12 protein-coding genes are annotated in these 8187 nt (G+C 53.9%); 4 read left to right on the top strand and 8 right to left on the bottom strand.

Translation table 11 applies throughout. The features are described from left to right. Window positions 1-161 precede the first annotated feature (161 nt). The gene (locus GXX57_01385) at window positions 162-494 is read left to right on the top strand and encodes a hypothetical protein (protein ID HHV43306.1); all 333 of its coding nucleotides are present in this window, start codon (window positions 162-164) and stop codon (window positions 492-494) included. 18 nt (window positions 495-512) lie between these two features. Further along, on the top strand, window positions 513-1028 hold the full coding sequence (locus GXX57_01390) for a hypothetical protein (GenBank protein HHV43307.1): 516 nt from the start codon (window positions 513-515) through the stop codon (window positions 1026-1028). On the opposite strand, the gene GXX57_01395 is transcribed toward GXX57_01390, so the two are convergent. Further along, the gene (locus GXX57_01395) at window positions 994-1851 is read right to left on the bottom strand and encodes a histidinol-phosphatase HisJ family protein (GenBank protein ID HHV43308.1); all 858 of its coding nucleotides are present in this window, start codon (window positions 1849-1851) and stop codon (window positions 994-996) included. The two genes, GXX57_01390 and GXX57_01395, sit on opposite strands and share 35 nt — an antisense overlap. Window positions 1852-2066: 215 nt before the next feature. Between GXX57_01395 and GXX57_01400 the strand changes: the two genes are divergently transcribed. Next, complete coding sequence (locus GXX57_01400) at window positions 2067-3428, top strand: ATP-binding protein (protein HHV43309.1); 1362 nt, start codon at window positions 2067-2069, stop codon at window positions 3426-3428. On the opposite strand, the gene GXX57_01405 is transcribed toward GXX57_01400, so the two are convergent. After that, a complete protein-coding gene (locus GXX57_01405) occupies window positions 3421-4053 on the bottom strand; it encodes a metallophosphoesterase (GenBank protein HHV43310.1) in 633 nt (210 codons plus the stop codon). The genes GXX57_01400 and GXX57_01405 overlap by 8 nt on opposite strands. Window positions 4054-4342: 289 nt before the next feature. Between GXX57_01405 and GXX57_01410 the strand changes: the two genes are divergently transcribed. Beyond that, a complete protein-coding gene (locus tag GXX57_01410) occupies window positions 4343-5044 on the top strand; it encodes an HD domain-containing protein (protein HHV43311.1) in 702 nt (233 codons plus the stop codon). On the opposite strand, the gene GXX57_01415 is transcribed toward GXX57_01410, so the two are convergent. The 6 genes from GXX57_01415 to GXX57_01440 all read right to left on the bottom strand — a co-directional run bounded on the left by GXX57_01415 (window position 4949) and on the right by GXX57_01440 (window position 8128). Further along, window positions 4949-5743 (bottom strand): hypothetical protein, encoded by a 795-nt coding sequence (locus tag GXX57_01415; GenBank protein ID HHV43312.1) that lies wholly within the window; start codon window positions 5741-5743, stop codon window positions 4949-4951. The genes GXX57_01410 and GXX57_01415 overlap by 96 nt on opposite strands. Before the next feature lie 55 nt (window positions 5744-5798). Then, window positions 5799-6686 carry a hypothetical protein gene (locus tag GXX57_01420; protein HHV43313.1) on the bottom strand — a complete coding sequence of 296 codons (888 nt, stop codon included), beginning with the start codon at window positions 6684-6686 and terminating at the stop codon, window positions 5799-5801. 4 nt (window positions 6687-6690) lie between these two features. Next, window positions 6691-7092, bottom strand: coding sequence for a PspC domain-containing protein (locus GXX57_01425; protein ID HHV43314.1), 402 nt, complete (start codon window positions 7090-7092; stop codon window positions 6691-6693). Between the two features lie 38 nt (window positions 7093-7130). Beyond that, window positions 7131-7337 carry a PspC domain-containing protein gene (locus tag GXX57_01430; protein ID HHV43315.1) on the bottom strand — a complete coding sequence of 69 codons (207 nt, stop codon included), beginning with the start codon at window positions 7335-7337 and terminating at the stop codon, window positions 7131-7133. A gap of 2 nt (window positions 7338-7339) precedes the next feature. Continuing rightward, window positions 7340-7753 (bottom strand): hypothetical protein, encoded by a 414-nt coding sequence (locus tag GXX57_01435; GenBank protein ID HHV43316.1) that lies wholly within the window; start codon window positions 7751-7753, stop codon window positions 7340-7342. A 75-nt stretch (window positions 7754-7828) separates the two neighbouring features. Further along, entirely contained in the window at window positions 7829-8128 is a 300-nt protein-coding gene (locus GXX57_01440) for a DUF2007 domain-containing protein (protein ID HHV43317.1), read from the bottom strand. Window positions 8129-8187: the final 59 nt, after the last annotated feature.

Genomic DNA, 8187 nt, shown 5'->3' on the forward strand with positions numbered 1-8187 from the left:
AGCCTTTTCCCACCCCAGGACGATGCGGCGCTTCTCTGACAATCCTTGCCAGGTGGACTTGGGCAGGATATAATCAGCATAGAAGGTTTCCGAGCCAGACGATAGGTTCGCGGGAAAGCGGGGCATACTATCCGAAGGATTTCAAACCTAGGATGATCGCCATGAAAAGAAAGATTTTGCCTCGCTTGGTAAGCAGCGTTCTAACCCTATATTTCCTCTTACCCTTTTACGCCAGTGCCTCCGGGGTAGTTAGGCTGCTGTTTATTCTAGGCCTGAACCTATGGTTATTTCTGGTTAGCGACCGCCTCCTGGCCGGCCTGGAAAACTGGGGGCAAGTGGTACTGGATGGAATCACCATTGGCCTTGGTCTGTACGTCGTCGGCCGTTTCGTGATCAGCTTGCGGGTAAGTCTGGCCGTATCCCTACTTTTGGGTCTTGTGATCATGGCCACCCAATGGTTGTTTTACCGGCGCTATCCCCCAAGAAACTACTAGGCAAAGAAGGAATCTCAATTGGAACTGATCCGTCAATTTCTCGGGGAGGTTCGGACAGAACTAACCTCCGCCAATACGGCAAAAAGGGCAGCCTATGGGGAGATTGAAAGACTTTTGGTGGAATTGTGCCGTCAGGAGTCTACCCAGATAAAGAACACTGTCATCCACGAAATCTGGCAACTGTGTCGCACCACGCCTTTGGGAAAAGACGTGCGCTATGAGTATAGCAAGGGGCACGATCCCTGCTCCGGGATCCTCACCGGCGAACAAACTAGCCTCTTTGACCTCAAGCCCACGGTACCAAAACCTCTGGCGGCACAACTACCACAACCTCACACCTTGCCAAACCTTGCACAAATTGACGAGGAGCAGTTGATCAAGCTGCTTGAACAAGTCCTGCACCACAAAAGCTATTACTACACCAAGACTGAAGTTTCGCCCTTGGAGCGCAGCACCATTCTGTTAAAGGCCCAAATCCTGCTACGACTGTATCAAGAACTCACAGCGGTTGAGACTGCCGCTGACGCTGGATGAAGGTGGACACTTCGCTGTAGCCCGCCTGTTCTGCCCAAGTCCTTGCTTTGGAAACCAAAAGCCCCACTTCGTCCCGTCCATGGCCATCGGAACCAAGAACAATGGGTACCCCTTCCTTTTGGCACAAAAAAAGGATGGCGAGGCTGGGGTAGATCTCCTTCACGGGCTTGCGTAGTCCCGCCGCGTTCACCTCCACAGCCACCCCGGCCTTCTTAAACTCCTCGGCACATTCCTTGGCCAACTCCAACCCTAGATCATTTTTGGGTCGGGCCCCGAACTTCTTGACCAGGTCCACATGGGCCAAGGCATCGAAGAGTCCCGAGTGGGCGGCGCTAATCACCAATTGGGTATAGTCTTTATACACCTGGTTCACATCCCGCTCCGGCCAGCCGATTTCCTTGGAGAAATCCACGGCGAAGTCGTCGATAAAATGGACCGCCCCCAAAACGTAATCCCAGGGATAATCCCCCAGAATCTCCCGGATCAGATCCTCGGCCTGGGGAAAGTAGTCCACTTCGAGCCCTAGTTTCACCGGAAAGCCCTGAGCCTGCACTTCTTGTACCACCCGGACATATTCCTCAAGACGTGCGGTGCGGGTCTCCTGCAACCATTGCCGCACCTCCGGATGGGTTTTCTCCTCAATGGGCCGAAACAGTGGTTCCGCCTCCACGAAACGACTAAGATGGGGCGTGAAAGCCAGCTCCTTAATCCCTAGGGATTGGGCCCTTTCGGCACATTCTATTAGATCGGCGGCCCGATATGACACCGGTCCGACATTGTCACGATAGATATGAAAATGATAATCCACAAGCATCCTGCTCACCTCGATCGGTATGATACCAGAAGCTATTATAACCTTCAAAAGCAGTTGTGTCAGGAACCGATCGAAAAAAACCCTGTAGGCCCGACAGCACCGCGACAATTCTCCCTTTTTCTTGGTCCTTTGGGGGAACAGTGGTCCCAACGGGCCGTTTTCTTGTCACGCCCACCCTTAGACTGTATAATCTTCTTGAAGTCAAAGGGTTGGAGGTCTGTGTAATGAACGAGCGTTTGCTGCGGCAGGCACGCCTTGCCTATTTCCCCCTAAGCATCTACCGCCGGCTGAAGGAAGACCCCATTTACCGGCGCTTCGGCAACGTGCTTTATGGAATCAAGAAGGATGGGCTCAGTGTGGAAGAACTGAGCTTGGAATATAACGAACTGACCGCGCAGCTGGCTGAAAGCTATGAACTTAGCGGTGAACCCATCATCGGCAACCTCTGGCAAAACCACTTGCTGGAACTGATCTTGGCCGACGAGAACGTGTTCAGCCTCAAAGTCCAGCACTTAAGTCCCGACGCCTTAAGTCCGGGCCTGGGGACGGCAGTGAAAACAGATCTGCGCCATCTGCAGGTATTGTCCCAAATCGACTCCTATATGCTCTTAGAGCAAATCGAAAAAAGGGCGAAGAGCGACTTCGCCTACGACGATCCCTCCTCCGACGTGGGCTGTGCCCATTGGGAGAACTTCATCCCCTTTCAGGAAACAGAATATGACGTGTATAAAGCGGAAGTGAAACAAAAGCTTCTAGAGTTGCCCAACTGGGAAGAGGCCCTATCCCTGTTGGGGGAATATTACCAACGGCGGGGCACCGGAATCTTTTCCCGCTACCAGGCCTTCCGGTGGAGCATGGTTCAGGGGGAAGGGCAATTCTGGCCCCTTTCTCACGTGGAGCCGGTGCGGTTTGACCAATTGGTGGACTGTGAGGAACAGATCCGGCTCATTACCGAGAACACCGCAAGCTTCCTAGCGGGGGCTCCTGGCAACAATGTGCTTCTTTTTGGTGGCAGAGGCACCGGCAAATCCACCACCATCAAGGCTTTGCTCAACGAGTTTGCCGACACGAGACTACGGATGATCGAAGTAAGCAAGGAGGATCTGGAATACTTCCCAATCCTAGCAGAGCAACTGCGGAACCAGCCCTACCGGTTCATCGTCTTCATTGACGATCTTTCCTTTGAAGAAGGGGAAACCCAGTACAAGGGACTGAAGGCTGCTTTGGAGGGCGGACTCTCCTCCCGTCCGGAAAACGTGCTGATCTATGCCACTTCCAACCGTCGGCACCTGATTGCAGAATACTTCGACGATCGGCAGGTCCATCCCCAGGACAGCACCCAGGAGAAACTGTCCTTGGCTGACCGGTTTGGCCTGCGGATCTACTACCCCAGTCCTGACCAGAAAACCTACCTGAAAATCGTGGAGGCCATGGCCCAAGAACACCAGCTGAAGATAGACCGGGAGACCCTGCACCAAAGGGCTTTGCAGTGGCAGATGTCCCAAAACGGTTATTCGGGAAGAACCGCCCGGCAGTTCATCAATCATCTGCTGGGACAGTATACCCTGAAGCGTCAGGTCAGTTAAGCGGGGGGACCTCCAAAACGTAATAGCCGGTGACGTTCACCACCTGGGTCTCATCCACGACGCTGAGCCGATCCCGGTTCAGATAGGTTATGCGGGTATGGCCGTGGAGAAAGTAGCGGGGAGAGTAGTCCCGGATCAGATCCCGAAAGACTTTGAATCCCCGATGCACATGGTCATCGTCTTCATGCACCCCCGCCGGGGGTGCATGGGTGACCACAATGTCTACACCCTTGTGCCGGCGCAGATGCCGACGCATCTTGCGGACCCGCCACCACATCTGCCACTCGGTGAGCTGAACCCCGCGACCGTTGTACCACGGGCTTCCTTCAAAGCCCATGATCCGCAGCCCCTTATACACCACAAGGCGCCCCGAGATGTCCTCACAGCCCTCGGGGGGACGTTCTTCATAGTGAGCATCGTGATTCCCCCGGACGTAATACAAGGGGGCGTTGATCATCGTCACCAAAAAGGACAGATAGCGGCTGTCCAAATCACCGCAGGAGATCACCAAATCGATGTCCTTCCATTTCTCTGGATCGAAGTGATCATATAGATAGGCGTGGGCATAGTCGCTCACCGCCAGGATTCTTACCGGCTTCACTGTTTGTCTAGGCTCAGTATCCATATCTTCCCTCCCCACGCCCCGGTGGGCACCAGAGCGCTGTACGTGGATTATATCATAAACAGGATGGGAAGGATAGTTTTCCCTTCACCAGGTGGTCCTTACCCGACCAGCTGCGGTTAAACCCGAGTAAACTCCTGGTCTAAAAAAGGGACGAGCAAGGATCTCTCCATTCCTTAGAAACGTGGACCACCACTGGCAAGGGATGGGTTTAGTTGATTCTTGGCATACATTGTTGTTCCGCCCCGGGGATGTTATAATAAGTGGAACGAATGGTGCAGGAGGGGTTACCATGATCACCTTTCAGGACATCAAGAACAACCCGGACTTTAACTTCATGATCCTTAAGGCCAATGACTATCTCACCACCCGGGGTTATACAGAGCACGGGTTCCGCCACGTCAGCTATGTGGCACGGGTCACCGCGTATATCCTGAAGTCCCTGGGATATCCCCCTCGCACGGTGGAATTGGGTGCCATCGCCGGTTATTTGCATGACATCGGCAATATGCATAATCGGAAGTACCACGGGCCTACGGGGGCCAATATCGTGTTCCATGAACTGCGGCAGTTGGGCATGCCCCTAGAGGAGATTACCGAGATCACCACCGCGATCGCAAATCACGAAGAGGAGATCGGTCATCCCGTCAGCCCGGTTTGCGCTGCACTAATCATTGCTGACAAGAGTGACGCCCACCGGACCCGGGCCCATAAGAAGAACTCCACCGACATCCACGATCGGGTGAATCTGGCCATCACCCATTCGGAAGTCACGGTGGATGCAGCGGATCAGATCATCGCCCTAGAAATCCAGTTTGACAACCGCATCTGCCAAGTTATGGACTATTTCACCATCTACCTTTCCCGTATGGAGATGTGCAAGCGGGCGGCGGAGCACCTAGGCTGTCGCTTCCGCCTGGTCATCAACGACCTGGAAATGCTGGGGCATATCGGCAGCAAAGCAAGGCTCCGGGCCCAAAGCGGCGCATCCTAAATTTAATATAGAGATCTGCTCATGGAGGACAGCCTTTCGGCGCTGTCCTGTTACTGCTTCATCCAATATTAGATTCTCGATCCCAAAGCGGCTCCCTAGGGAGCCGCTTTGTTGTCCGAGGTTTAGATCCGTAGGTCCCGCCACCTCGATACTGATATCATCAATATATCCCCTAAACCGGGTGGTATGTTGCAGTTCGATCCCGATGGCCACCCAAAGGACTCCGCCCTGGTCCAGCTCCAGTTCCCTTTCGTACTGGTAAACCTGCCACTTTTGCGGGTCGCCGGAGGTAGACAGCATCTCGAAATCATAGATACTTTCGGCAGGCCGGGTACCTGCGTAAGCCCGCACGTTCCAGAACACGGACTCCCCTTCAGGCACTACCAGGGAAAAACGGATCTTCACCCGCACCGGCGCATAGGAAAGCAGCTCCAAGGGTCGCTCGATCCAAACCGAATAGGGCCGGTCGGCAGCTTGTGGGTCAAAGAATGCCTCCAGGGCATAATTGCCACTGCGGGCATATTGACTATTCTTTGTAAACTGCCACGGGCTTGTGCCCGCCGGGTCCGGATCCAACCAGACCTCCCAGCGGCCCCCGTCATCCTCAAAGCCAAACTCCTCGGAAAACAGGATTTTGACTTCGCAGCCAACGGCCACCACCATCAATACTGCCAACACCAAAAACAAAAACCGTCGCATCAAATCACTCCTCTCGTTGATTTTGTCGACGGAGACATCGGTACCGTCCACCACGTCAATACAGGTCGATCTCCAAACTTCCGACCCCGGACGCAATGACCACGTCGTATTGGGTGGAGGCGATACCGTACAAATCATTCACCCAAACTCCGTCACCCATCTCCCGCAGGCCGGAGAAACTGCGGGAGGTGATGCCCCCTTCACTGGAAATCCGGATGCCCACATTCTTGGGCAAGCCGACGGTGACTTTTCCCACTCCGCTGTTGATCCTCACCGTGGAGCCCTTCCCGGCATCACCCAGGACAATGTGGAGTTCCCCCGCTCCCACATCCACCTCCAAGGAATTCACCACCGCGGTAGTCAAGTCCGCTTCGAGCTTTCCCGCCCCCAGGTGTAGCACCAAATGCCACGGGACCTGATTGGCCAAGGTCACCTCACCCTTCATCCCCGCGGCCCAGTTCAAGAGGGTCTCTTCCCGGAAAAAGGAAAGGGTATACTCCGCCACGTCCCCCTTCTGCTCCACTTCCCAGCGGGGTGGAAGACCGTGATAGGTAATATCGGAATAGAGCAGGACTGACTCGGACTGGGCCCTCAGCCTTAGGCTACCGGCGGGTATATCCATCTGCAGCCGCGCAACGGTGGTCGTCCCTGGGTCCCCATGGAAGAAAACCTCTTTCTGTTCCGACTCAGTGGTTGCCCAATAAACTCCCATGTAGAAGACAGCAGCCACCAGGGCACCGATCAAAAGGAACTGGACAACCAGCGACAGCAGAGAGGTGCGCCTACCAAACAACAGACTAATCCCCAGCAGAATCAAAAGGGCTGGCCAAGCCCGGTGCAGGTTCGACCAGAAAGAGGGGTCCAACACCCCCAAATTACTCAACAAAAGGCAGATGCCAAAAAAGACTAGCAACACACCGAAAAACAAACGGGAGGGGGACATAGATCTATTCCTTTCTTGTACCGTTCCAGATCAGCGCCACACCACACACAATCAACAGGGTAGGCCAAAAAAACCGCCGCACCTGTATGAAGATATAGCTCGGGATCATATTCCGCACCAAGAATATGACTCCAAGTGCGATCAAAAGAATTCCCAGCAGTTGTTTTGCGGTACCGGCATCCCCGGGATGGCTGTGCCCAGGCTCCCCAGAGAAGGGCTCCTCGTCGGAGGCTTCGGGGATAATGATCAAGGCCGCAATATAAGCAAAAAATCCAATCCCAGTAAAAAGCAGCACCAACCAAATAAGACGCATGATTACCGGATCCACCCCGAAATACTCCGCAAGCCCGCCAGCTACACCACCAATCATACGGTCCCGTCTAGACCGATAAAGCCTCTTTCCCATCATCATCGCCCCTTCACAGACTGATTTATCCTCGCCCGTCAATCCACATCAACGGTATCCCACTCGGGCTCTTCGGGGATAATGATCCAGGCGATGATGTATGCCAACAGACCAAACCCCGCCCACAAACCAACAATCACCCACAAAAGTCTCACCAAACTGGGGTCAATGGAGAAGTATTGGGCCAGGCCCCCGGCCACACCACCCAACTTACGCTCCGTACGGGAGCGATATAGTCGCTTCATGGTCACGCTCCGTCCTTTCCTCCTTGGGATTTCAACTGAACCAATAGTCTAAACAGCCCATCGAGGTCTGTCACCCGACACGTACTTCTTTGGGCACAACGCATAGTCAAGACCTTATCCTGGGTAACCAGCACATCGGCATATTTTTCAGCTGCACTGAGAATCAAGTCGTCCGACGCTCCCCCAAGATCCAGGTCCAATTCATCGGGAACGGGACATACAAGGCGCGGAATTGCCTGCAACTGTCTGCGTTTTCTTGCATCGGAAATGGCCGCGATCTCCGCTTCCTGCACCGGTGTAGAAAGAAACTGCAGATAGCCTTGGCGAACCAACGGTACAAGCAAAGGCCAAACATCAGCTGCTGCAATCAAATCAAAGGCGTTGCTGTCTAGCATTGCTTTAATGGGAAGCTCCAACTTCTATACCCCAATCATCAGTTACCCTCATTACTAAGCTTACTACAGGAAAGGGTGCTTTTCAACAGGATTGCCTCATTCAAGGAGCCCTGGAAAATCTTCCCCATCTTCTTCGCTTTCATCCGGTTCCTCATCTTCTTCAACCGGTTGGTCCTCCACCAAAACCGCGAGAATCTCTAAGGCCTGTTGCTCATCCTCCGCCCGAACCAAGAGTTTAACACCCCCAAAGGCAAAGGATGCTCCGGGATACACCTGGGCCATACTCTCATTCTCCAGCACCGAGGGAATCCCCGCCGCATCCAGTCTGGCCTTCGCTAAATCCGCCATCACCAGATTGTGATACTGGCCCACCACCACCAGCTTTTCCTTGGTCATCCCCACCACCTCCGCAAAGATTGTTCTGCTCCAAAGGACAAAGACAGTTCCTCTTTATC

Source organism: Bacillota bacterium (genome assembly GCA_012839765.1).
Taxonomy (GTDB): domain Bacteria; phylum Bacillota; class Limnochordia; order DUMW01; family DUMW01; genus DUMW01.

What these genes read in the sequence shown, in the direction of transcription:
- GXX57_01400 (HHV43309.1), top strand. Translation starts at nt 2,067, where the DNA reads ATGAACGAGCGTTTGCTGCGGCAGGCACGCCTTGCCTATTTCCCCCTA.
- GXX57_01415 (HHV43312.1), bottom strand. Translation starts at nt 5,743, where the DNA reads ATGCGACGGTTTTTGTTTTTGGTGTTGGCAGTATTGATGGTGGTGGCC.
- GXX57_01430 (HHV43315.1), bottom strand. Translation starts at nt 7,337, where the DNA reads ATGAAGCGACTATATCGCTCCCGTACGGAGCGTAAGTTGGGTGGTGTG.
- GXX57_01405 (HHV43310.1), bottom strand. Translation starts at nt 4,053, where the DNA reads ATGGATACTGAGCCTAGACAAACAGTGAAGCCGGTAAGAATCCTGGCG.
- GXX57_01425 (HHV43314.1), bottom strand. Translation starts at nt 7,092, where the DNA reads ATGGGAAAGAGGCTTTATCGGTCTAGACGGGACCGTATGATTGGTGGT.
- GXX57_01440 (HHV43317.1), bottom strand. Translation starts at nt 8,128, where the DNA reads ATGACCAAGGAAAAGCTGGTGGTGGTGGGCCAGTATCACAATCTGGTG.
- GXX57_01385 (HHV43306.1), top strand. Translation starts at nt 162, where the DNA reads ATGAAAAGAAAGATTTTGCCTCGCTTGGTAAGCAGCGTTCTAACCCTA.
- GXX57_01420 (HHV43313.1), bottom strand. Translation starts at nt 6,686, where the DNA reads ATGTCCCCCTCCCGTTTGTTTTTCGGTGTGTTGCTAGTCTTTTTTGGC.
- GXX57_01410 (HHV43311.1), top strand. Translation starts at nt 4,343, where the DNA reads ATGATCACCTTTCAGGACATCAAGAACAACCCGGACTTTAACTTCATG.